Genomic DNA, 23,164 nt, shown 5'->3' with positions numbered 1-23,164 from the left:
TTGAGAGCTTTCCCTGGAAAAAGCTCTCAACATATGTTAGGAAAACCGTATTAAAAGCCGACATTCACGCCGAAGCGGATATCGAATCTGTTATAAGGGTTATTTTTATTGCCGAGCACGTCATACAAGGCCATTCCAACAAACGACATGCGCTCGCTAAGTGGCTGCCTGATCCCTCCACCCAGGTAAAGAGCTGGCCCAAGCACTTGCTCTCTTTCAACCTGCACCTGACCGTTAGGATCCAGGTATGGATCGCGGGTAACCCGCTGCCAGCTTGATATTTGCGGTTCTGCGTGAACAAATACGTTTTGCCAGATGAGATATCGCGCCCAAAGACTTCCGGTATAGAAAGAGGTTTTAAACTTGTAAATGCTTGTTCCGCCAGACCTGTTGGAATAAGCAAGTTTCTGCTGATAGTATGTGTAACTCAGTCCTATTCCCGCAGAAAAATTATCAGTTATTCTGTATCCTACGACAGGGGATAAACCTGCTACCAGCAGTCCACCAGACGCCCCAAACGTAAATCCACCACCGAAGATCAGTTTATTCTTGTCGAAACCACGCGCCTGTTCTCTCTCCTGTTCCTTCAGCCTGTATTGGCTGATCGGTTTTCCGCTACTGCTGTACACGGTATCCTGCGCCATTGCACTTAACGCCAGCGGTATAAAAAATACGATCAACAGTAATTTCTTCATAAAAAACAATCTCATGCGAAGTTATGCATTAATCTATGCATGTTTTGAGTCCTTTCTGCCAAAGGTTTTATAAAACTGTAAAAGTTCTCTTAAAATCAGGCTGCAAATATCTTTCCGGGGTTCAAAATGCCATTAGGATCGAACACTTTTTTGATCTCTTTCATCAGTTGCATTTGCGCGGCATTGAAGGCAATATCCATATAGTTCTTCTGCACCAGGCCAATTCCGTGTTCACCGGAAATCGTGCCTCCCATTCGCACCACTTCTTTAAATAGTTTCCGGATACCTTCAGTCAACTTGTTATTCCAGTCATCATCGCTCATGTCTCCCTTTACTATGTTGACGTGCAGATTGCCATCGCCGGCATGTCCGTAACACACAGAATGGAATCCATACTCCTTGCCGATCTCTTTGATGACGCGTAGCAGTTCGGGTAATTCTGCGCGTGGCACAACGGTATCTTCTTCCTTGTAGATGGAATTGGCCTTTACAGCTTCGCCTACTTTACGCCTCAAGGTCCATAACATTTGCTTTTGCTCATGGCTGTCGGCAAATAATATTTCATCGATGTCGAATTGCTGCACTACTTCTGCTATCGCTTCCATTTCTTTATACAGCTGATCGAGATTATTGCCATCTACTTCTATCAACAGGTGTGCCTGTATATCCTCGGGCAGCGAAATACCTGCCGATTCAACGTATTTCATAGACCACTCTATCGCATCTCTTTCCATAAACTCCAACGCCGACGGCAGATATCCAGCCATGAAAATAGCATTCACTGCAGCGCACGCGTCGATGGCAGACCGAAAGGGAACAAGCATCAGCAAGTCATGCTTTACAGCCGGAATCAGTTTCAAAACGATTTTAGTGATGACGGCCAGTGTACCTTCGCTACCCACGATGAGCTGTGTAAGATTGTAACCGGTTGCATTTTTCAAAACATTAGCGCCGGTCCACATCACATCGCCATTGGGCATCACTACTTCAAGGTTGAGCACATAGTCTTTCACCACACCATATTTCACAGCTCGTGGGCCGCCAGAATTTTCAGAGACATTACCACCTATAAAGCACGAACCTTTACTCGCGGGATCGGGAGGATACATCAGTCCCTCAGCTTTCACATGGTCCTGCAATTCCTGTGTTATCACGCCGGGTTCTACAACAACCTGTAGATTGCGTTTGTCAACGTTCAGTATTTTATTGAACCGCTTCATATCGAGCACCACGCCACCAAATACTGGCAAAGCACCTCCACTCAGGCCAGTTCCTGCACCCCGCGGGGTTACAGGCAGGCGGTGCTCATTGCAGTAACGCATGATGGCGCTTACGGCCTCCACGGTTTCCGGCTGCAATACTACCTCGGGCAAATAATGCAGGTCTTCCGTTTGGTCTGATGCGGCAACGGTCAAATTCTCATTGTCAGTAAAAATATTCTTGATGCCGCCTACAGAACGGAAATAAGCAATGTCCTGCTCAGATATCTTTCTGAAATCCATGATACAAAGGTATCTATTTCAGTCAACAGCGCATCTTTCAACCATTACCCGGTACTTTCCTTAACAAAATATTTTCCATAAAAAGGTACTATGCAATACATAGTATTATAAAACCGCTTACATTTGCTCTGTAAAACGGCCATAATGACGATAGACAATACAGAATCGCAAATGCGGAAAGGGCTGCTGGAGCTGTGCATCTTAGGCATAATTCACAAAGAGAAAGAAGCCTATCCAAGTGATATATTGGAGCAGCTGAAGGAAGCGAAGCTGGTGGTGTTGGAAGGGACACTGTACCCGCTGCTTACGCGCCTTAAAAATGCTGGGATGCTGAGCTATCGTTGGGAAGAATCGCCGAGCGGGCCGCCGCGCAAATATTATGCGCTTACAAAAATAGGGTTGAAGTTCTATGCACAACTTCGAACAACTTGGGACGAGTTGAGCAATGCTGTTAATCATTTAACCACTTCATTATAAAAACCATATTATGCAACGTATCATACAGATAACGATCGCTGGAAGATTGATCTCTATAGAAGAAGATGGCTTCCTGCTTCTGAAAGATTACATCAGCTCATTGGAGCGTCATTTCAACGGCGAAGTAGGAAAAGAGGAGATCATACAAGACATCGAAGGCAGAATAGCCGAGTTGTTTTCAGCAAGGCTACAGTCAGGTGCATACTCAGTTGATAAATCGGATGTAGTAAAGGTGATCGAAACACTTGGCCCGGCCAGCGCGTTAAATGGAGGAATGGATGCAGCGGGTAACCCGGTTAGTCATTTCCCAGCACCTTATGTAGCACAGGAACAGAACCAGTACTCGAGCCGCCGGCTATACCGCAACCCCAACGACAAAATGCTGGGTGGTGTGTGTAGTGGTATCGCTAACTATTTCGATATCGACCCCGTGATCGTTCGCCTGGTATTTGCCATCATGTTCCTGACAGCAGGTATTGGTTTGTTGGCCTATATTCTGGCGTGGATCATTATACCAGTGGCCACCACGCCGGAAGACTTGAAATACATGTCGGGCGGAAGTCCAATGGATTTCCACACCATCAAACGCAATATGGGTAGCGAGCTGCAGGACCTGAAGATAAAAGGCGAACAAATGAGCAGGGAGCTTAAAGACTTCTTCAGTAAAAAGAAGTAAGATCAATTTAGATCTTCATTGTATAGCACAAGATTATAACCCTGCAGCCTGCAGGAGAAGTTGTATTTACTCACAGCCGCAAATACAGCCTTGGACGTTCCTTTGATGTAACGGTCGTGTGTCTCAACAATCAGCACACGTGTTCTCGGCAGCCATGCACCGTATCCGGAAGTAAACAGTTCTTTCTCCGCGCCTTCAACATCCAGCTTCAGAATATCAATAACGGGCCAGTTCTGTTCGCGCATGATGTCGGCAATGCCTACTGCAGTAAACGCCGCGGGATCATTCTGGCTAGTTTCTTCTACCCTGAATGAGTTGTCACCACGACCCGGATCATACACTTTCAAATGCGCATTATGACTCCACACTGCAGAGCGCCGGAGCTTTATCTGCGGATAGTGCGACGTATTTTCCCTTAACAAATTGAAGTTGTTACTGTCAGGTTCAATTGCAACAATACTGGCGTCAGGATATTTATTGGCGAAGAATATAGACGTGAGCCCGATATTAGCTCCGCCATCTATTATGGTTTTAGGAACAAAATCAAGTTGTATTGTGTATTCCTTGCGCAATAACACTTCATTGAATGTAGCACTGTCAGCTATGTTATTCACCCTGATACGGAACGGATATTTCAGAAAGCCAAGATTAATAACCCCATTCTTTTTCAGACGTAACGCGGCAAAAGCTCCCAGTGCATCTTTCATGCCCAAGTACCGGCGAAGTTTATTTAAATAATGAAAGTTTTGAAGCATGGCTATCGTGCAGCGTGTAAGATATGGTGAATACTTCAGTCTGCGAGCTCGGTTTCTCTAACAATAGGTTTGGCAGGCACTCCTGCAAGTACAGCACCATCAGTCAGACAGCTTTTCACCACGCAGCTGCTTGCCCCAACCAGCACGTTATCAGCCAGTGTAAGGGGACCTAATATCACAGCGTTAGCGCTGAGTGTACAATTATCGCCTATAATGAACTCACCTTGCTTACATCTCTTTGCGACGCCTATAGCGTTGCCGCCTACCAACGATAAGTTCTGCCCTGCAATCACATATCCGGATATCACAACGCCTAAAGACGGATGCTTAACGGCAAGGCCGGGGCCAATGTCGGCTTTATAGTTAATGTCGAGCCGAGAGTACGCTAAAATGAGTGCATTAATGGGAAGAAGCGGTATTCGGATCACACTGTAAGCTTTTCCAAACAACAGGTACAGGCTACGCTCCAGCCGATACCACCATATGCCTGCGAACGCAGGCGTAAACCAGACAATAATTATCCGGCGTTTATGCCTGCCCAGCAAGCTGCGAACATCCTGGAAAAAATACCTGAGCTGTGTACCCATCACGATTACCGATGAGCTCTAAGATAGGAAAAAGCCTTGGTAGAACTGGTTTTTACTACACCTTGAGCCCCAATATATATAGCGACTTAAGAATAGTCTGCACGCCCAATGCAACCTGCAACACGCCCATCACTGATCCCAGAATACCCAATAATGCAACGGCGGGCGACCATTTCATGATCCGCCGTGCAACAAGCATCGTGAGGAAGTTGAGACCAAAAATGATCGCGGTGATACTTAATATTTCAACCATTTGCCCATTGCTTACTGTCACCATCACTATGAGCAGGGCAGCGCCATAGGGTGTAACGATGGTCGGGAAGGCTAGCGGACTAAATGCCAGCTGAGCTACTGATGGCGCTTGTGTATCGGACTTTTCTGGAGCTTCAGATTTAGCTGAGCCATATTGCTGCATGACGGTTTTCAGTGCGATGAGAAATAACAGGATCCCTGCAGTAAGTGCCGCGGCGGCCGGCAGTATGTGCCACTTCATCAATATTTTGGCACCAATAGTGGCAGCGAGGATAGCAGCAATCAAGGCTATGACCGATGAACTCAAAGCCAATTTCCGCCGGAAAGCCGCATTGCGGTCTTTTGTTAGTAACCAGAAGGGCTGAATGATCTTAAGCGGGCCTAACGTCAGAAAGAGAAAGGTAAAAACCATATCAAGCGAAAAGCTGACCGGTTCACCCGCTGCAATTGCTGTAGCCGCCTGCGCAAACCCGGCAATTGGTACCAGCAAACAAAAAATACCGAAAGCCCAAAAGATATGTTGATGTTTCATGATGGCCGTTTTAGAACACGGACAGACGATAGCCAATAAAGCCGCTAAAAAATCAATCCAATAACTTGAAACGCTGAGATTGCTACAGAATGCCAGGAAAGAAAAAAGCCGCCCGAGGGCGACTTAAAGCTGTGGAGAATAACGGAGTCGAACCGATGACCTCTTGCATGCCATGCAAGCGCTCTAGCCAGCTGAGCTAATTCCCCATGGGGCAGCAAAGATAGCAGAAAAGCCCAGATTTCTCCAAATTTCTAGGTAACTTTATGGAAAGCACTTTTTACCATGTGGAACCAGATACTGACGTACTTGTACATTCGCAAACGCGACCCAAAAGACCCGAAAAACATGAGCATAAAGGCTATGCATGGCATGAACCGCATCTCGCTTTTTATGTTCCTGATTGCGATCATTGTGATGATCGTGCGTATGTTACGCCATTGAGGCTATGATCTCAGCAGCTGCCTTTTCTGAAGCATTGCTGGCGCCGAGTTTGTGCCAGAGGTTGGCATAATCTGCTTTTATATGGGCGAGACATTTCTCATCATACAGAGCCCTTGTCAGAGCCTCTTTTAGGTTTTCTTCATTCAGATCGGCCTGTATAAGTTCTGGTATCACTGGCTTATCCATGATGAGGTTGACCAGCGAAATGTATTTGACCTTGATGAGTTGTTTGGCCAGCCAATACGATACCTGGTTGCCTTTGTAGCAAACTACCTGCGGCACACCGAACAACGCAGTTTCCAATGTGGCGGTACCACTTGTCACCAATGCAGCCTTAGCCTGTTTCAGTATATTGTAGGTCTGTCCCTCAGCCAATAGTACAGGTTTATGGCCAATCATTTCCTTGTATAGTTCTGCAGGCTGCGAAGGAGCTTGAGCTATCACAAACTGATGGTCGGGGAAGTGTTTGACCATCTTCAGCATTTCCGGCAACTTCAGCTGTATCTCCTGCTTCCTGCTGCCTGGCAACAGTGCTATAACGGGCTTATCTGACAACGACTGAGCTGGAAGGCGCTTCTCCTCGTCGATCACCTGTATCAACGGGTGGCCTACATATGTAACCTTATAATCCCATTTATCGTAGAAATCTTTTTCGAACGGAAGGATGACCAGCATCTGGTCTACATCACGCTTAATCTTTTTCACCCTGCTCTCTTTCCAGGCCCAGACCTGCGGAGATATGTAGTAGACAATCCTGATTCCCTCTTTTTTGGCCCACTCCGCTATCCGCATATTGAATCCCGGGTAGTCGATCAGAATAAGTACATCGGGCTTGAAACTGAGTATATCCTGCTTGCAAAACTTAAGGTTATCCAGGATAGTACCGAGGTGTTTGATCACCTCCACGAATCCCATAAAAGCCAAGTCGCGATAATGCTTTACCAATGTTGCACCCGCCTGCTGCATGCGGTCACCGCCCCAGCAACGTATCTCGGCCGCGGCATCTTTAGCACGCAACTCTTTAATGAGGTTGCCGCCATGCAGATCACCGCTGGCTTCACCAGCTATGATGTAGTATTTCATTAGTTCCAGACGAACTTGATCAATACGAAAAGCACAAAATACAGCAAGGTAGCTACCATAATACCACGCGCCGTCATATCGAGGCGCTTATTGGTATAATACAGGAACGGTATGATATTAAGCAGGGCACTGAGGCTGAGTACCATAGATCCCAGTTTGCCATTGCTAAAAAGAGACACGATGTATTCGGCAAAAGGCACACCTTTGAACTTAACGAAATACATGACGATTACGCCGATCATCGGGAACAGAATACCTATAGCAAGACCGAAAATTGGCACATTACGCTTCATAGACAGTATATTAGGTGCTAAGATACAAGCGAAAACTGCATTTTTACGCATAGTAGACTGAATGCCTTACCTTTGTGCTGGCTTGAAAAATCTTTCATACATGAACTTTTTACTCAATAATCTTCCAATACGTACACAAAAGCCTCGTGCTCATGGCCTTACAATGGTTATGGACAAAGGTATGGGCCACGACGAGGTTAGGAACTTCCTTTCAGTTGCAGCTCCTTATGTAGACATCGTAAAGCTGGGCTTCGGTACAGCTTTCGTGACCAACAACCTGCGCGAAAAGATAGACATCTATCGTTCTTACGATATACCTGTTTATTTCGGCGGTACGCTGTTCGAGGCTTTCCTGGTCCGCAACCAGTTTGATGACTACGTAGACGTGATCAGAGAATACGGCCTGGACTATGTAGAGGTTTCTGATGGTTCGATCGACATACCACACATCGAAAAATGTGGCTATATCGAAAAACTGGCTAAAGAAGTAACTGTATTATCTGAAGTAGGTTCTAAAGATGCGACCCACATTATGCCTCCGTATAAGTGGATCGAGCTGATGCGTGCAGAACTGGAAGCCGGTTCTACTTACGTGATCGCTGAAGCACGTGAAGCCGGTAACGTCGGCATCTACCGCGGCACTGGCGAGGTTCGTGAAGGCCTGGTACAGGAGATCCTCACGCAGATACCTGCTGAGAAGATCATCTGGGAAGCCCCTCAAAAGGCACAGCAAGTATACTTCCTGGAGCTGCTGGGTGCTAATGTAAACCTCGGCAACCTGGCACCAAATGAAATGCTGCCACTGGAAGCTATGAGAATAGGCCTGCGCGGAGATACGTTCTTCCTTTACCTCAACAAGGAGAACAAAACTCCTGCCTCTACCAATCTCATCTAATCATTGCAATACATAAGAGCCGGGTTATCCCGGCTTTTTATTTATCTTAAGCTATGGACTGTTACGGTATCATAGGTTATCCGCTTGGGCACACGTTTTCGCCGGGATACTTTACTAAGAAGTTTGCCGACGAAGGCATTGACGCCGTATACAAAAGCTTTCCGCTGGAACAGATCACTGAACTGCCTGAGTTACTACAACAGCAAACCGAACTGCGCGGACTCAACGTTACCATACCCTATAAGGAAGCTGTATTGCAATACCTTGACGAGACCGATGCTGCTGCTAAAGCAGTTGGCGCTGTCAATTGCATTCACATAACAGATGGTAACACCAAAGGGTACAATACTGATATCATTGGCTTTGAACAAAGCCTTTTGCCATTGCTGCAACCGCATCATCGGCGCGCATTAGTACTGGGCACAGGAGGCGCCGCCAAGGCTGTAGCTTATGTGCTGAATAAGCTTGGCATTGACTATAGAAAAGTGTCAAGAAGCGGCCAGCCGGAGGTAGTATCTTACGATGATCTTACGCCTGAATTAATATCTGCACATACGCTCATCATCAACACCACCCCACTGGGCATGTACCCGGATATTTATTCTTTCCCGCCAATACCTTATGATGCAATAGGCGCCGAGCACCTGTTGTATGATCTGATATATAACCCTGCCGAAACACGGTTCCTTTCCTTAGGCAAAGCTAATGGTGCTACTGTAAAAAATGGCATGGAAATGCTACACCTGCAGGCCGAAGCCTCTTGGCAAATATGGACAGGTCATTACAATCCCACCGTGTAATACACACAGGTCGTTACAAAGTCTCTCAAGAACGGGATATGTGTAACCGGCCCCCATTGTTTGCGTGGCTGCAGGCCAAACTTGTATTTATAAATGGGATTGATCAGGAAGTGAGTTTTGTTCTTCACTTTGAAACCGCTTTCGCCGATGATCTTTTCAAACCGTTCGATCGATATACGCGTGTCGTAGATCTCTAACAGCATTTCGATAGTACCGTCACTCTCGCCCATCATTTTAAGCGCGGCCTTATAAATTCCGCGTGGCAGCAAGTGGTAATACGGCAACATGCTCGGGAACTTATGCTGGCAAAGCTGCTGGTGCCCTCCGAACGGCATATACCATGGGGGAAATCCGAAGAACACTTGTCCATCAGGCTTTATCAGATTCTTCAGGTAAGGAATAAACTTCTCCTGGTCGGGGATATGTTCAATGGTATCCTTCAGAACGATCACATCGAAGTAATTCCGGTACTTCTCCAGGAAGTCAGCATCATACACATTCTTGCACAGAAATGTCATTTTGCCTTCGGCAACTTCTTTTCCTAAATAGTCATTGGCAATATCAATGCGTACTTTGTCCAGGTCAACTCCAACACAATAACAGCCTTTTTCAGCAAACGGTACGAGCACACCGCCTTCACCTGCTCCTATTTCCAATACACGGGTACCGGGTTGCAAAGGTTTGGTGTTGGCAATAAAGGGCAGAACATAATTTCGTGAATTCTCCACTTGCTGGTCGTACCTGACGCCTGCGTCTTTGTGTTGTTTCAGGGCCACTCTTATAAAACTTTAAGCCGTTAAATTAATCTTTTACTGGTTTAGTTGCATTGCGCAGTATCTCCAATTGCCTGCGGATGCTTTCGTCGTGGATCATCTGGTACAGCGCAACGATGAACTCTTTAGACAGCATTTGCCTTTCACCATGCTCACCGCGACTGGCTACTATATCGCGCCAGCGCTCCGGTTGATAGGCGGTTATATTGCTATCCTTCTTCACTGCACCTATGCGCTCGCTCAGCTCCATGCGGCGTGCGAGCAAGTCGATCACTTCAGCATCTATACTGTCCATCAGTTGGCGCAGGTACTCCAGCTCGGTGCTTTTTCCCATGTCGGCGGTGAACTCATGCCTGATGACAAGGTGTTGCAGCAACTCCGTCAAAGCGGCGGGTGTTATTTGCTGGGCAGCATCGCTCCATGCCTTTTCAGGATCGGGATGCGTCTCTATCATTAGCCCGTCAAAGCCAAGATCCATTGCTTTTTGTGCCAGCTCTGCCACCATATTCCGCCTGCCGGTAATATGGCTTGGGTCGCAGATGATGCTGAGCTCCGGCCTGCGGCGTTTAAGCTCTATGGGCACCGGCCAGTTGGGCGAATTCCTATACACCGCACCTGCGTCATAAATAGAGAATCCACGGTGGATAGCTGCTACGTCTACTATACCTGCGCGATGTATCCGCTCAATTGCGCCCTCCCAAAGATCAACATCAGGATTGACCGGGTTCTTTACGAGCACCGGCAGGATATTCCCTTTAAGTGCATCGGCTATGCGCTGCACCTGGAAAGGATTTACCGTTGTACGGGCACCTAGCCATACTGCATCTACACCGTATTGTAAGGCCAGCTCCACGTGATGCGGCTCAGCTACCTCTATGGTTATCTTTGTTCCGTAAGCTTGCTTTGCTTCTTTCAGCCAGTCCAGTGCGTCCACCCCGTTGCCTTCAAAGCTTCCCGGACGTGTTCTAGGTTTCCATACCCCTCCCCTGAATAACTGAACAGGCAGGTCTTTCAATGCTGCTGCGGTCTCCATCACCTGCTCTCTCGACTCAGCGCTGCACGGCCCTGCTATAATGAACGGCTTGCCTGCCGTCTTGAAGAATGACATGATTGCAAAGTTAGGCATTGCGAATGGGTATTTGAGTACTGCAAAACCCAGTCACATTAAGCCTTTCACTAATCACTTGCTTCCCAACTCTCAATTCCGCCAATCAAGCTACCTTTGCGGCCATGAGCCAACTGCCGATGCCTGCCGAACTGAAAGAAGGCGGCGTAATACTTGTTGACAAACCCTACCGCTGGACCTCTTTTGATGCTATCAACAGGCTGCGCAAAATGCTGCACGTGAAGATCGGGCATTGCGGCACGCTCGACCCATTGGCTACCGGTCTGCTGATCTGCTGCACCGGCAAGTTCACTAAGAGGATCACCGACTACCAAAAGCTGCCTAAAGAATATACCGGCATCATTCGCCTCGGTGCTATTACTCCAACCTACGACATGGAAAGCGAGCCGCAGGATGAAAAGCCATTCGACCATATCACGGAAGAGCAGATCAATGCAGCTACTGTTCCATTTACCGGCGACATCCTGCAAACTCCGCCGATACACTCCGCCATCAAGCAAGACGGCAAGAGGGCTTATGAGCTTGCACGCGCCGGTAAGGAGATCGTACTGCAGCCTCGCAGCATTCACATTGCCGAGTTCGAGATCACCGCTGTCAATCTGCCGGAGGTACACTTTAGGGTGGCCTGCAGCACTGGCACCTATATCCGTTCGCTGGCGCACGACCTGGGACAAGCCCTTGGATGCGGCGGATACCTCCAGGAACTGAGGCGTACCAAGATCGGCGAGTTTGATGTAGTCAACGCCATGGAGCCCGAGAAATGGAGAGAACTATGGTACCCGGATGGCGTTCTGCCCCCCAAACCTCCCAAACAGAAAAACCAGCCAAGGAAGAACTTCGACAAGCGCCCGTAATCAATTTTGTTGCCGGTTGTTGCCGAATTGGGGTCTTTTAAAGGGGGCAACAACCTGGTCGTTGTTTACACTGCTAACAACTTTGGACATTTCCTCACACATATTCAAAAGACCGCACAATCATAACACATGGTAAGTCAACCTGTGTCCTTTACGACTGTTAACATTTGTTAGCATTGTTAGCGCTTTTTAAAAAAATTCACAGCCAAGCAGAAAACTTTAGGCTTTTACAATAACAAATTTACTAAAAAATATCCACAATACAACATCTTAATTTGCCCTGTTCGTGGACGTCCATTTCCCTCTACTTCCTGCCTTATCGCATTTGTTCGTTGTTTTTCGTAATTTGCTATACGAACACCTTGCTAGTAAACTAGTTACGATTCAGAAGAATGATACCCAGATTCAAAATAGCCCTATGCATCTGTATTACTGGTCTTGCCGCAATACTATACTCGTGCAACAGCTCGGTTGTGCCTCCGGCTACTACAGCTAGGACGCCTGAAGATACTTTGGCCGTTTTCACACCTCCGGACACAAGCACTATACCCAATACTCCCTTTGGCGAGCTGGTGCGTTACGGCAGGGAGCTGATCGTTAACACAGCGCATTATATAGGCCCAAATGGTATTGTGGGCAAATACGCAGGCAATAAACTGAACTGTGGCAGCTGTCACCTGGATGGTGGAACAAGGCCATTCGGCTTCAATTATTTCAGCACGCACGCCAACTACCCCCAATACCGCGGCCGTGAAAACGAAATATTGTCGCTTGGACAGCGGATCAACAATTGCGTTGAGCGTCCGTTGAATGGCAAACCTTTGTCGCTCAACAGCAGGGAGATCATTGCCATGGAATGTTACATCAAATGGCTGGGCAACTCTGTACCTATTGGCGGTCATGTACCCGGCGATGGCGCGCTGGAACTGGAATATCCCAACAGGCCTGCATCGCCTGAAAATGGCAGAGTGATCTATCAAAAACACTGCGCGTCGTGTCACCAACCCGAGGGACAAGGTCTACTGAAACCCGATTCGTCGAGCTACCAATACCCGCCTCTTTGGGGTATGAATTCGTACCAGTCGGGGTCCAGTACACACCGTGTATTGAAAATGGCTCGATTTGTAAAAGCCAACATGCCGCATAACATTGCTAAATGGGACAAGCCGGTGCTTACGGACGAAGAAGCGATAGATGTTGCAGCTTTTGTAAATGATGACCAGATACACCCCAGACCAGGTAAACCCAGGACGCTTGTCTATCCCGATTATTCACGCATTGATGTAAAACCTATTGATTATGGTACGGGGCCTTACAGAGATACATTCTCCGAAATGCAACATAAGTTCGGTCCGTATCAACCAATAATAGATTATCACAAGGCTAATAACCTACCCGTAATATTTTAACATAAAGCCGGTTACAAGTAACCGGCTTTTGTTTTGTGCTAGCATACTTTTTTTATCTCATGTGCAGATGATCAGGGTAGTAAGAGACAAAACCAAAAAATTGTGGGCACAGCTGGCGCTGTTTGGCGTTGAGATGGTGATCGTGACCGCCTTGTTCTACCTGGCACTGGTCGCGTTCGTTTATCTCGTAAGGCGGGTATTCATACTGAAGGATACAACATTCGATCAAACGGTGTATGAATTCATGCACCAATTCGTTAATCCTACTACCAACAGCATCATGTTGTTTTTCACTTTTTTAGGCACTCACTATTTTTTGATACCTGCCAACCTTGTTTTAGTAACATATTTCCTGTTCATCCACAAGCACAGGTGGCATTCGCTGAAGATCGGTGTAATAGCACTGAGTAGTGTGATGCTTATGTTCCTTTTGAAAAGTTTTTTCGGCCGTACCCGGCCATTGGAGCCGCTGCTTGAAGCTGCTAAGGGCTTAAGCTTCCCCAGCGGCCATGCGCTGAATGCAGTCACTTTTTATGGGTTGATGGGCTACATCACTTGGCATACCGTGAAAAACAATACAGCCCGTGCGTTGATGTTTTCAGTCTTTGTTGTCATTGTGTTGATGATAGGCATCAGCCGGATATACCTGCATGTGCATTATACCAGCGATGTGCTGGCGGGATACTGTATGGGCGTGCTCTGGTTATATATTTCGCTCAAGCTGTTGCGCAAGCTGGAAAAATACACCCGCCACAAAGTGGATCCTATGATCAAGGAAACTATCGTTACTCCTTAACGAAGACCTTCATGAAGCACTTTATCGGCGAGGTCTATCATTTTAATTGCTACAAAGTATACAAATGCAAAGAAACCTAGTAAAATAGCTGTAGTGATAACGGCATTCAGGTATTTCTTTTTGCGAACAGAAGCGACTATTACAGTTATCACCCTGATCACCACCAAGGCAACAATGGCTACCGCAGCTGCCATCAATAAAAAATAAACACCCATAGTGCTGCAAATGTAGCGACTACGCTTTACTTAAATCTCACGTCGGTAGAATAAGGGTTGGTCAGCAATTCCCTCTTGCCTTGCAAGGGCTCGGTAAAATTGGCCATGTCATACACATGAAAGAAACCATTCTTATCTCCACAGCCATAGATATGATGCGGCGCCGGACCTTTCAGACCAATATTGCGACTAAAAACATACAGCTTGTCATTGCGGTCATCAACCGAAATGCCGTGCACATCCATAAAGGCCCATTCGATCTTAGCTACCTGCTCAAACGTTCTATAATTGAACACATACACAGAGCCTTTATACTCAACCTGCGCCGTTGCTTTTGGCGATGGATCATTCATACAGGAAACAAACAGGTAATTGTGCTTTTTCGAAATAGCCATTTCCTGGGGGTAGTTGCCCAGCTTGATCTTCTTCAGGATATTCATCGAGGTATCAGCTACGGCTAATGAGTCTACGCCCTGGCAGGTAATGAACACCTTATCATTGTCTGGCGACAATATTATCTCGTGCGAATCATAAGAAGGTACTGCAGACGGCGGCCTCCCGTCCAAAGTGTATTCTTTATTGACAGTTGGATTGCGCAACGATATCTTCTTTACTTTATTACCTGTTTGAATAGCAATAAAAAACTTGTCAAACCCAAGTAGTGCAGCCAGTCCGTGTGGATCACCACCTTGTGGGATCTTTATCCTGCTTTTAGCGACAACGTCGACGATGCTCGTATACCCTCCCGACATATTACTTACCATTACGCTATCTCCATCGGGCGACGGCAATAATATCTCCCAATTCACATCGCCGAGGTCAACTTCATCTACTACGCTGTCTATGCGGGTGTCTATTTTTTGAAGAAAAGTTCCACTTCTGAAACTTACAAAAGCAAATCGCCCGTCCTCACTAACCCTGACACAATGCGGATTCTCAGCAACGCCGGGTGTTTTACCAATAGGGATATAGCGCATCACCACCATACGTTCCGCATCTATCACCGCTAGCTGGTCGCACTGCTGCGTGACGTATATCTTTTGCCGTGAGTCGGGATTATCTGCAAAAGCGATCCTACCGTTGCGATCGGGTGCGCCCTTGGCTATCCATTCTTTTATGGTATTATATTCTTCATCGCTAAGGGGTGGTAGTTCGTAGGGCATGCCAGGTGTTGCCACCGGGCCGTTGGCAGGATTGGTGTTGATGTAGTGAAGCAACAGGCTGTATGCTGTACTGTAAGGTACAACCGAGGCTCCATGAGCGCCGCCATAAAAAAGGTTGTCCCAGGTATCGAGTCGCAGATCGCTTAGATGCGCGACGGCATCGTGGCAACCATCCACACATTTAGAGCGGACTATCTTCCCAACCTCATCCGGGAAGCCACCATAAGTGGTAGTGTCGATAGATACGGGATTTTTTCTTGGTACGGGATATTTGTGCTTGCAGGCTGCTATGAAAAGAAGGCAGCTGGCACCGAAAACGATAAGGCGTAGTAACATAGAGAATAGGTTATACTACAATATACGAAATTTTAAAAGTTATCCTCTGTCAGGTGGAACACCTGACAGCACATAAAATGTTTGACAACACTTAAATCTCCGAATTAAGCTATAGACAAGTGGCTCCATGATGCGCTTCGGTTTATTTAGCTGCATGCTTAGCGATTGCCTTGCCCACAAAATACCGAACAAACCAAATAGCAATTGGCATACACAATGCGCCGAGAAGTGCACCTATAATAAAACTTGTTTTGAAAACCGGATCGGAAGTTTGGGGTCCACCCAATATAGTGCGCACAAAAATTATGGTGCTGAACACAACAGAAATCCAAAACAGGATAGTAAGAATACGGTATAGAGTTTTCACCTGTAAGCGGGATTGATCGGGTGACAAAATAAAAAATCCCCGCATCGCAACGGGGATCTTCAAAATATTGTTGTGCTTTTAGTATTCATCTTCGTTGAAGAAGAAGTCCTCCTGTGTTGGATAGTCAGGCCAGATGTCTTCGATACCTTCGTAGATCTCTCCTTCGTCATCCAGTTCCTGTAAGTTCTCTACCACTTCCAGCGGAGCGCCTGAACGTATAGCGTAGTCGATCAGCTCGTCTTTAGTAGCAGGCCATGGTGCGTCTTCGAGGTGTGATGCCAATTCTAGTGTCCAAAACATATTATAAAACGTTTTATTGTATAGTTAATTTTGGCAAATGTAAGTTTTCAAACAAGAAATACAAATTTTTTAGGTTTTGCGGTGTGTATATGGTCCAATAGTTAATACCTGCTTAATCTAACCGGCTATTTTTCGAGGTCCTCATAAATCTCATAGCCACAATCTTACTGCCAAACTATTTTGTATTACTGTTAAATTGAGACATTTTTACACTATGCTCTCTGCCAGTAACCTAATCAAAAAGTATTCCACGCTGACTGTAGTAAATAACGTATCGCTTGAGGTGGCCAAAGGAGAGATCGTATCGGTAACGGGGCCCTCGGGCGCCGGAAAGAGTACCTTGCTGCACCTGCTGGGCATGCTGGATAAACCCGACAGCGGCAGTGTATTAATAGACGGTACCGATATTTTCAAGCTGCCGGCCAAAAAGCAGGCACAGTTCCGAAATAAGCATATAGGCTTCGTATTCCAGTTTCATCACCTGCTGCCCGAGTTTAGCGCTATAGAGAATGTAGCCGTCCCCCTGTGGATAGGCGGAAGCGGCAAGAAAGAAGCCCTGGATGCGGCTGCCAAGATGCTCGAGACCGTAGGGTTAGGTGGCAGGCTGGAGAACAAACCTTCCGAATTATCGGGCGGAGAGCAGCAAAGGGTAGCCATAGCCCGGGCGCTGGTCAACAAACCATCGATAGTAATGGCCGATGAGCCTACCGGCAACCTGGACAGCGCCAATGCCAAGGCCATCCACCAGCTTTTTCTCGATCTTCGCGACCAGCTGGGGCAGACCTTTGTGATGATCACCCACAACGAAGAACTGGCCGAAATGACCGACCGGACCCTGGAAATGCGGGATGGCAACATTGTGGAAGAACATATAAATAAGCACTAATAACTAGCCCGAAACCCTTATCAAACAAGGATTTTAGGAGATTATTGAGAATATCTTTTCGTTTTTACCAAAAAGTATATTTTTGCACCATAAAATTAAATTGCATAGCCATGTCTGAAATTGCAAATCGCGTTAAGAAAATCATCGTTGATAAGTTAGGTGTTGACGAATCAGAAGTTACTCCTGAAGCCAGCTTTACCAACGACCTTGGCGCTGACTCTCTTGACACAGTAGAACTGATCATGGAATTCGAAAAAGAATTCAACATCTCTATCCCCGACGAGCAAGCTGAAACCATCACAACAGTTGGCCAGGCTATCGCGTATCTGGAAGAACACGTAAAGTAATTTTTCTACACTAACTCTGAATTGTACTTAATGAATTTACCGTTAAAACGCGTTGTCGTTACCGGTATCGGTGCCCTTACGCCATTAGGCAACACGCTGCCCGAATATTGGCAAGGATTGATTAATGGAGTTTCGGGCGCCGATTTCATTAAACAATTTGACGCAAGCAAGTTTAAGACAAGGTTTGCGTGCGAGCTGAAGAACTTCAATCCGGAAGACTACCTGGATCGCAAGGAAGCTCGTAAACTCGACCGTTTTTCTCAAATCGCACTGGTTGCTGCTGCTGAAGCAGTAAACGACTCCGGCATCAACGGAGAAGGTATCAATAAAGACCGTGTTGGTGTCATCTGGGCATCAGGTATCGGCGGTATGATCACCTTCATCGAAGAGATGCGCCAGTTCAACGCCGGCGATGGTACACCAAGGTTCAACCCATTCTTCATTCCTAAGATGATCCTGGACATTGCTCCGGGTCATATTTCTATGAAGTATGGTTTCCGCGGTCCCAACTTCGCTACTGTAAGTGCCTGCGCTTCGTCTACCAACGGTATCATAGATGCCTTTACCTATGTAAGAATGGGTAAAGCTGATGCTATTGTATGTGGTGGTTCTGAAGCTGTAGTTACAGAAGCAGGTATTGGCGGTTTCAATGCTATGAAAGCGCTGTCTGAACGCAACGACGATCCCAAAACAGCCAGCCGCCCATTCGATCTGAACAGGGATGGTTTCGTGATGGGTGAAGGTGCGGGAAGCCTGATACTGGAAGAGCTTGAGCACGCTAAGGCCCGCGGTGCGAAGATATATGCAGAAGTAGCTGGTGGCGGTATGAGTGCAGATGCACACCACCTTACAGCTCCCCACCCGGAAGGACTGGGCGCTTATAATGTAATGAAGAACGCGCTGGAAGACGCGGGTATGAAACCTGAAGACATTGACTACATCAATGTGCACGGAACTTCAACACCTCTGGGCGACATCAGCGAGACGACCGCTATACAACGTGTATTCGGCGACCATGCGTTCAACCTGAATATCAGTTCTACCAAATCTATGACCGGTCACCTGTTGGGTGCTGCCGGAGCCATAGAGGCCATTGCCGCCATCATGGCAACGGTCAATGACCTGATTCCGCCTACGATAAACCATTTTACAGACGATCCGGCTTTTGATCCACGATTGAACTTCACATTTCATAAAGCACAGCCAAAGAAAGTACGCGCGGCACTCAGCAATACGTTTGGATTTGGCGGCCATAATGCATCTGTGATCTTCAAAAAATACGAGGACTAAGCTTTGCGTCGGTTTACGGCACGGATACTACATTTTTTTTCTCCAAACAAGCAGCTGGTATTACAACTGGAGCACTTGCTGGGTTACACCCCCAAGCATCTACCGTATTACCAGCTTGCTTTAATGCACCGCTCAAAAATTGAAGAACTGGCTCAAAACAATGAGCGTCTTGAATTTTTGGGCGATGCTATTTTAGGCTCTATTGTAGCCGAATACCTGTTCAAAAAATATCCCACGCAGCCTGAAGGTTACCTGACAGAAATGCGCTCACGCATCGTGCGCCGCGAGACGTTGAACAACGTAGCGCTACGCATGGGCCTTAACAAACTGGTACAGTACAATCAAAATGACCGTGGCCTGAGCCGCAGTCACATCTTCGGTAATGCCCTGGAAGCTTTGATAGGCGCGGTGTACCTGGACCAGGGATTTTCGCGTACACGCAAGTTCATCCTCAAACAGGTGATCAAACCTTATATAGATATCGAAACGCTGGAGAGCACCGATACCAACTACAAGAACCAGCTATTGAGCTGGGCACAGAAAAATAATTATGTGCTCACGTTCGACACACTGGATGAGAAAGTAGAAGGTTCGCGCAAAGTGTTTACCATAGGTGTGATGCTGGATGGAGAACTGGTAGAATCAGGGTCTGGCTACAACAAAAAAGAAGCTGGCCAGGTAGCAGCGCAAAAAGCGCTGGTGAAGCTGAAAGTAAAATAACTAAGGCTTCCTGCCGCTTACTCCTGCGGCGTTTATCAATTCTTTATAGTGTTCAAACTCAAGTCGCGATATTTTGTTGCTGCTATCCAGCAGTACAAGCACATCAAGCGCTCCTTTCTGAAATCTCACCGTATAACGTGCGCCCTGTTCATCAACACCGAGAAAATGAAAGGCACTTATCTGTCCATAGGTTGGTTTCAGCGCATCGAATACTGCAGCGAGTTCCTGCATTGGTATCTGTTCTTCTACAAGGTCACTCAACATCAGTCTGAAGCGCGTATAAGAGCCGTCGTTATAGGCCTGCTTTAGCTCCTTCGTTGCAGTCTTGTAGTTAAGAGGTTCCTGTTGCGCATACAGGTGTAATGCTAAAAAAACAAACAATAGAAACAGCAGCAGGAATCTCATCATCAATCCTCCTCAAGATGCAGTATATGAAACAGCCTGTGTGCAGCAGGCGCCAATATGATACCTATGTTAGTAATGAATGCTACACCGCTAAACAAGGCATAGAACGAAGAGAATACTTTACCGCCATTTGAGCGTATCTCCACTACAGGCCCCATGCCGCTCAATATCATCGATGCATTATGCAAAGAATCTATCCATGGAATACCATCGGTGAAATGGTAGCCCAATATACCAATACCCAGACAGGTGCCTAGTATCATCGACGCTACAAAGAAGTTTCGAAATATGCGTCTGTAAAAAACGTGTAAAGGTGCAAGCGATTCATTTTTGTTTTCGTACATAGCAAAAACAACTTGAAATAAAATTAGCAAATAATTGCTGGCTTAATGGCATTTAAAATGCTCAAACGGCTCATGGCAGGATTGGCATTTGTATAATGCCTTACACGAAGTCGGCCCAAACTGACTTACAAGTATTGTATCAGTGGAATGGCAGCGAGGGCAAGACACATTGTCCTCCTCGAAAAGACCCAGCGGATCGACTGCTTTGCGAATAGGCGGAGCAATGCCATATTGTTCCAGCTTTCGTTTGCCTTCTTCTGTCATCCAGTCGGTGGTCCAGGCCGGGCTCAAGCGGTGCTCTACTTTTATGTGACGAAAGCCTTTAGCAACTAACGCCATCCTAATACCCAGAGCGATGGCATCCATTGCCGGACATCCGCTGTAGGTAGGCGTAATAACTACCGCAATTTCTTGCTGCCCATTGTCGGTAGTACTTATGATCACATCGCGAACAATACCCAAGTCTTGAATAGTCAGCACCGGCACCTCAGGATCGGTGACCGATGACAGCCATTCATACACCTGCTCTTTAGATATGTTCTTCGCGCTCGCGCTCATTGTTGTAAAATTACGAAGAGTTGAAAGCACAATAAGTTAAATGTGCCTTCAACCCTTCTCAAAACTTTTTATAGAAATATGATCAGCTAAAAACTACCACTCCATGTTGGGATAGGCGCGCTGCATAAATTGAAGCTCAGCCAATATATAACCCAGGTGTTCGGTATGACGGCCTTCTTTGCCACCTTCCTGCATCCAGGTATCGGGCGGTAAGGTCAGTGTCGCTTCTTCTATTACCGCAGCTACACGCTCTTTCCATTGCGTCACAATTGCATTCAGGTCAACTCCCACGCCTTCAGCCAGCATGGCGTTATCGGCCTCGCTCATTTTCACTAGCTCTCCGGTATAAACCCAACGGTCGTTGAGCGCCTGCTGCATGCGCGCATGGCTTTCTTCCGTACCATCTCCCAGCCTGATAACCCATTCGCTGCTCCAGCGTATATGGTAAGTAACTTCTTTCAGAGATTTCTCAGCAATAGCCGCAAGTGTTTCGTCTTTGCTGTTCTTCAGCGCCGAATAAAAGAAGTAACTAAAACAATCGTACAGGAAAGACCGGGCTACTGTGTACGCCCAATCCTTGTTTGGCTGCTCTACCAGCAACACATTCCTGAAGTCCCAACCATCACGCAGGTAGGCGAGGTCGTCTTCGTCAATGTGTTTTCCGTTTGCTATGTTGGCTTGTAAAGCCGCGGAAGTAAACAGGCCGGCCCTCTCTTCAGGCGATAATGCGTTGAATTGAGTGGCTGCATATTGGTACAAACTACGCGCCTGGCCCAGATGGTCGAGCGCAGTGTTGGTGATCGCTATATCCTGTTCTAATATCGGCCCGTGTCCGCACCATTCGCTGATGCGGTGACCGAGAATCAAAGCGTTATCTGCGATCTGTAATGTGTAAAGCAGTTTCTGAATGCTCATTGTTCTTGTTGTTGGTCAAAAACTACATGTGTTTCAATTCATCAGGCAGATCATAAAACGTCGGGTGACGGTAGATCTTATCATTAGCCGGTTCGTACATAGAATCTGCTTCACCAGGATCTGATGCATGAACGTATTTGCTTTCCACCACCCAAATGCTAACACCTTCCATACGGCGGGTGTATACATCGCGGGCATTTTCCATCGCCATTTGTGCGTCAGCAGCGTGCAGGCTACCGGCATGTTTATGATCAAGGCCAGCTTTGCTACGGATGAACACTTCCCACAAAGGCCATTCAGCTTTATTTACAGTTTGTTGTGACATGAGGACAATTATTGAAAACGTTGGCTACCGAAGTAGCCAATGTAATTTTATGCAGCTTCTTTTTTTGCAGCGCGTTCTTTACGTTTTTGAGAGTAAGCCATGGCAGCATCACGAACCCATTCACCGTCGTCCCATGCGTTCTTACGCGCTTCGAGACGTTCTTTATTGCATGGACCGTGACCTTTTACCACTGCCCAAAACTCATCCCAGTTGATCTGGCCATAATCGTAGTGACCACGCTCTTCGTTCCATTTCAGGTCTTTATCGGGCACTTCGAGGCCAAGTATCCTGGTTTGTTCTACCGTTACGTCAACAAACTTCTGACGGAGTTCGTCGTTGGTAAAACGTTTGATACGCCAGCGCATGCTTTGCTCTGTGTGCGGGCTGTTTTCATCCGAAGGACCAAACATCATGATAGATGGCCACCACCAGCGGTTCAACGCATCCTGTGCCATCTTCTTTTGTTGTTCGGTACCCTTTGCCAGCGTTAGCATGATCTCAAAACCCTGGCGCTGGTGAAAGCTCTCTTCCTTGCACACACGCACCATAGCACGCGCGTACGGCCCGTAAGATGTACGGCATAGAGGCACCTGGTTCATGATGGCAGCACCATCTACCAGCCAGCCTATCGCACCCATATCTGCCCACGTAGTAGTGGGATAGTTGAATATCGAAGAATATTTTGCCTTACCGGTGTGCAGTTGATCCAGCATTTCGTCGCGGGTAATACCCAGCGTTTCTGCAGCGCTATATAGGTATAAACCATGACCGCCTTCATCCTGCACTTTGGCCAGCAATACAGCTTTGCGACGCAACGATGGGGCACGCGTGATCCAGTTGCCCTCAGGCAACATACCTACTATCTCGCTATGCGCATGCTGCGATATCTGCCTGATGAGTGTCTTCCGGTAGTCATCCGGCATCCAGTCACGCGGCTCGATGGTCAGTTCCTTATCGAGCTTGTCGTTAAAGCCTTTTTCAAACGACTGTACAGTCATTCCACTATGAATTTTGAGGTACAAATATAACATTTAAGCGCCAAACTGG

Annotated in this window: 30 protein-coding genes and 1 tRNA gene; 12 read left to right on the top strand and 19 right to left on the bottom strand. The window is 46.9% G+C overall.

Annotation, left to right across the window (positions count from 1 at the left end):
• Positions 1-50: 50 nt before the first annotated feature.
• Together P2W83_RS08695 and P2W83_RS08690 are read right to left on the bottom strand one after the other, a co-directional pair.
• Positions 51-695, bottom strand: a complete 645-nt coding sequence (locus P2W83_RS08695; protein ID WP_276133327.1) for a hypothetical protein — start codon at positions 693-695, stop codon at positions 51-53.
• Positions 696-790: 95 nt separating this feature from the next.
• Positions 791-2,197: an FAD-binding oxidoreductase gene (locus tag P2W83_RS08690; RefSeq protein ID WP_276133326.1), complete on the bottom strand. Its 1,407-nt coding sequence runs from the start codon at positions 2,195-2,197 to the stop codon at positions 791-793.
• Positions 2,198-2,341: 144 nt separating this feature from the next.
• Here P2W83_RS08690 and P2W83_RS08685 point away from each other — a divergent pair, with 144 nt between their 5' ends.
• Together P2W83_RS08685 and P2W83_RS08680 are read left to right on the top strand one after the other, a co-directional pair.
• Positions 2,342-2,674 (top strand): PadR family transcriptional regulator, encoded by a 333-nt coding sequence (locus P2W83_RS08685; RefSeq protein WP_276133325.1) that lies wholly within the window; start codon positions 2,342-2,344, stop codon positions 2,672-2,674.
• Positions 2,675-2,684: 10 nt separating this feature from the next.
• The gene (locus P2W83_RS08680; RefSeq protein WP_276133324.1) at positions 2,685-3,350 is read left to right on the top strand and encodes a PspC domain-containing protein; all 666 of its coding nucleotides are present in this window, start codon (positions 2,685-2,687) and stop codon (positions 3,348-3,350) included.
• A gap of 2 nt (positions 3,351-3,352) precedes the next feature.
• Here P2W83_RS08680 and P2W83_RS08675 read toward each other — a convergent pair whose 3' ends face one another.
• From P2W83_RS08675 to P2W83_RS08660, 4 genes are all read right to left on the bottom strand, one after another.
• Positions 3,353-4,057 (bottom strand): FkbM family methyltransferase, encoded by a 705-nt coding sequence (locus P2W83_RS08675; RefSeq protein ID WP_276133323.1) that lies wholly within the window; start codon positions 4,055-4,057, stop codon positions 3,353-3,355.
• An 83-nt stretch (positions 4,058-4,140) separates the two neighbouring features.
• Entirely contained in the window at positions 4,141-4,692 is a 552-nt protein-coding gene (locus tag P2W83_RS08670; RefSeq protein ID WP_276133322.1) for a serine O-acetyltransferase, read from the bottom strand.
• A gap of 55 nt (positions 4,693-4,747) precedes the next feature.
• Positions 4,748-5,476 carry a MarC family protein gene (locus P2W83_RS08665; protein WP_276133321.1) on the bottom strand — a complete coding sequence of 243 codons (729 nt, stop codon included), beginning with the start codon at positions 5,474-5,476 and terminating at the stop codon, positions 4,748-4,750.
• Between the two features lie 132 nt (positions 5,477-5,608).
• Positions 5,609-5,682: transfer RNA gene (locus P2W83_RS08660), tRNA-Ala, on the bottom strand.
• Between the two features lie 76 nt (positions 5,683-5,758).
• Between P2W83_RS08660 and P2W83_RS08655 the strand changes: the two genes are divergently transcribed.
• Positions 5,759-5,917, top strand: a complete 159-nt coding sequence (locus tag P2W83_RS08655) for a DUF6728 family protein (protein ID WP_276133320.1) — start codon at positions 5,759-5,761, stop codon at positions 5,915-5,917.
• Here the strand turns inward: P2W83_RS08655 and lpxB are convergent.
• Both lpxB and P2W83_RS08645 read right to left on the bottom strand, forming a co-directional pair.
• Positions 5,906-7,000 carry a lipid-A-disaccharide synthase gene (gene lpxB / locus P2W83_RS08650; RefSeq protein ID WP_276133319.1) on the bottom strand — a complete coding sequence of 365 codons (1,095 nt, stop codon included), beginning with the start codon at positions 6,998-7,000 and terminating at the stop codon, positions 5,906-5,908. The genes P2W83_RS08655 and lpxB overlap by 12 nt on opposite strands.
• Positions 7,000-7,293: a hypothetical protein gene (locus P2W83_RS08645; protein ID WP_276133318.1), complete on the bottom strand. Its 294-nt coding sequence runs from the start codon at positions 7,291-7,293 to the stop codon at positions 7,000-7,002. Before P2W83_RS08645 ends, lpxB begins: the two co-directional genes overlap by 1 nt.
• A 100-nt stretch (positions 7,294-7,393) precedes the next feature.
• Here P2W83_RS08645 and P2W83_RS08640 point away from each other — a divergent pair, with 100 nt between their 5' ends.
• Positions 7,394-8,188, top strand: a complete 795-nt coding sequence (locus P2W83_RS08640) for a phosphosulfolactate synthase (RefSeq protein WP_276133317.1) — start codon at positions 7,394-7,396, stop codon at positions 8,186-8,188.
• A 53-nt stretch (positions 8,189-8,241) separates the two neighbouring features.
• The gene (locus P2W83_RS08635) at positions 8,242-8,988 is read left to right on the top strand and encodes a shikimate dehydrogenase family protein (protein ID WP_276133316.1); all 747 of its coding nucleotides are present in this window, start codon (positions 8,242-8,244) and stop codon (positions 8,986-8,988) included.
• Here the strand turns inward: P2W83_RS08635 and P2W83_RS08630 are convergent.
• Both P2W83_RS08630 and P2W83_RS08625 read right to left on the bottom strand, forming a co-directional pair.
• Positions 8,970-9,764 carry a class I SAM-dependent methyltransferase gene (locus P2W83_RS08630; RefSeq protein ID WP_276133315.1) on the bottom strand — a complete coding sequence of 265 codons (795 nt, stop codon included), beginning with the start codon at positions 9,762-9,764 and terminating at the stop codon, positions 8,970-8,972. The two genes, P2W83_RS08635 and P2W83_RS08630, sit on opposite strands and share 19 nt — an antisense overlap.
• Positions 9,765-9,789: 25 nt before the next feature.
• On the bottom strand, positions 9,790-10,887 hold the full coding sequence (locus P2W83_RS08625; protein WP_276133314.1) for a bifunctional 3-deoxy-7-phosphoheptulonate synthase/chorismate mutase type II: 1,098 nt from the start codon (positions 10,885-10,887) through the stop codon (positions 9,790-9,792).
• Positions 10,888-10,991: 104 nt separating this feature from the next.
• On the opposite strand from P2W83_RS08625, the gene truB reads away from it, so the two are divergent.
• From truB to P2W83_RS08610, 3 genes are all read left to right on the top strand, one after another.
• Positions 10,992-11,741 (top strand): tRNA pseudouridine(55) synthase TruB, encoded by a 750-nt coding sequence (truB, locus tag P2W83_RS08620; protein WP_276133313.1) that lies wholly within the window; start codon positions 10,992-10,994, stop codon positions 11,739-11,741.
• Positions 11,742-12,133: 392 nt separating this feature from the next.
• Positions 12,134-13,150, top strand: a complete 1,017-nt coding sequence (locus P2W83_RS08615) for a c-type cytochrome (RefSeq protein WP_276133312.1) — start codon at positions 12,134-12,136, stop codon at positions 13,148-13,150.
• A 67-nt stretch (positions 13,151-13,217) separates the two neighbouring features.
• Positions 13,218-13,946 carry a phosphatase PAP2 family protein gene (locus P2W83_RS08610; RefSeq protein ID WP_276133311.1) on the top strand — a complete coding sequence of 243 codons (729 nt, stop codon included), beginning with the start codon at positions 13,218-13,220 and terminating at the stop codon, positions 13,944-13,946.
• On the opposite strand, the gene P2W83_RS08605 is transcribed toward P2W83_RS08610, so the two are convergent.
• From P2W83_RS08605 to P2W83_RS08595, 3 genes are all read right to left on the bottom strand, one after another.
• Complete coding sequence (locus P2W83_RS08605; protein WP_276133310.1) at positions 13,943-14,140, bottom strand: hypothetical protein; 198 nt, start codon at positions 14,138-14,140, stop codon at positions 13,943-13,945. The two genes, P2W83_RS08610 and P2W83_RS08605, sit on opposite strands and share 4 nt — an antisense overlap.
• Before the next feature lie 47 nt (positions 14,141-14,187).
• The gene (locus P2W83_RS08600; protein WP_276133309.1) at positions 14,188-15,660 is read right to left on the bottom strand and encodes a fatty acid cis/trans isomerase; all 1,473 of its coding nucleotides are present in this window, start codon (positions 15,658-15,660) and stop codon (positions 14,188-14,190) included.
• A gap of 445 nt (positions 15,661-16,105) precedes the next feature.
• Positions 16,106-16,327 (bottom strand): DUF2795 domain-containing protein, encoded by a 222-nt coding sequence (locus P2W83_RS08595; RefSeq protein WP_086100095.1) that lies wholly within the window; start codon positions 16,325-16,327, stop codon positions 16,106-16,108.
• Positions 16,328-16,541: 214 nt separating this feature from the next.
• Between P2W83_RS08595 and P2W83_RS08590 the strand changes: the two genes are divergently transcribed.
• The 4 genes from P2W83_RS08590 (at position 16,542) to rnc (ending at position 19,570) form a co-directional block, all read left to right on the top strand.
• The gene (locus P2W83_RS08590) at positions 16,542-17,213 is read left to right on the top strand and encodes an ABC transporter ATP-binding protein (protein WP_276133308.1); all 672 of its coding nucleotides are present in this window, start codon (positions 16,542-16,544) and stop codon (positions 17,211-17,213) included.
• Positions 17,214-17,323: 110 nt separating this feature from the next.
• On the top strand, positions 17,324-17,560 hold the full coding sequence (locus P2W83_RS08585) for an acyl carrier protein (RefSeq protein ID WP_276133307.1): 237 nt from the start codon (positions 17,324-17,326) through the stop codon (positions 17,558-17,560).
• A 30-nt stretch (positions 17,561-17,590) separates the two neighbouring features.
• Positions 17,591-18,850, top strand: coding sequence for a beta-ketoacyl-ACP synthase II (gene fabF / locus P2W83_RS08580; protein WP_276133306.1), 1,260 nt, complete (start codon positions 17,591-17,593; stop codon positions 18,848-18,850).
• A gap of 3 nt (positions 18,851-18,853) precedes the next feature.
• The gene (gene rnc / locus P2W83_RS08575) at positions 18,854-19,570 is read left to right on the top strand and encodes a ribonuclease III (RefSeq protein ID WP_276133305.1); all 717 of its coding nucleotides are present in this window, start codon (positions 18,854-18,856) and stop codon (positions 19,568-19,570) included.
• Here the strand turns inward: rnc and P2W83_RS08570 are convergent, their stop codons facing one another.
• From P2W83_RS08570 to paaA, 6 genes are all read right to left on the bottom strand, one after another.
• Positions 19,571-19,978: a DUF3887 domain-containing protein gene (locus P2W83_RS08570; protein ID WP_276133304.1), complete on the bottom strand. Its 408-nt coding sequence runs from the start codon at positions 19,976-19,978 to the stop codon at positions 19,571-19,573.
• Positions 19,978-20,319, bottom strand: a complete 342-nt coding sequence (locus tag P2W83_RS08565; RefSeq protein WP_276133303.1) for a hypothetical protein — start codon at positions 20,317-20,319, stop codon at positions 19,978-19,980. Before P2W83_RS08565 ends, P2W83_RS08570 begins: the two co-directional genes overlap by 1 nt.
• A gap of 42 nt (positions 20,320-20,361) precedes the next feature.
• A complete protein-coding gene (gene paaD / locus P2W83_RS08560) occupies positions 20,362-20,877 on the bottom strand; it encodes a 1,2-phenylacetyl-CoA epoxidase subunit PaaD (RefSeq protein WP_276133302.1) in 516 nt (171 codons plus the stop codon).
• Between the two features lie 93 nt (positions 20,878-20,970).
• On the bottom strand, positions 20,971-21,792 hold the full coding sequence (gene paaC, locus P2W83_RS08555) for a 1,2-phenylacetyl-CoA epoxidase subunit PaaC (RefSeq protein ID WP_276133301.1): 822 nt from the start codon (positions 21,790-21,792) through the stop codon (positions 20,971-20,973).
• Between the two features lie 22 nt (positions 21,793-21,814).
• On the bottom strand, positions 21,815-22,117 hold the full coding sequence (gene paaB / locus P2W83_RS08550) for a 1,2-phenylacetyl-CoA epoxidase subunit PaaB (protein ID WP_276133300.1): 303 nt from the start codon (positions 22,115-22,117) through the stop codon (positions 21,815-21,817).
• Between the two features lie 47 nt (positions 22,118-22,164).
• Positions 22,165-23,115, bottom strand: coding sequence for a 1,2-phenylacetyl-CoA epoxidase subunit PaaA (gene paaA / locus P2W83_RS08545; RefSeq protein WP_276133299.1), 951 nt, complete (start codon positions 23,113-23,115; stop codon positions 22,165-22,167).
• Positions 23,116-23,164: the final 49 nt, after the last annotated feature.

The sequence above is a fragment of the Polluticoccus soli genome, assembly GCF_029269745.1.
In the GTDB taxonomy this organism is placed as follows: Bacteria; Bacteroidota; Bacteroidia; order Chitinophagales; family Chitinophagaceae; genus Polluticoccus; species Polluticoccus soli.
This window is presented reverse-complemented; position numbering and strand designations above follow the sequence as displayed.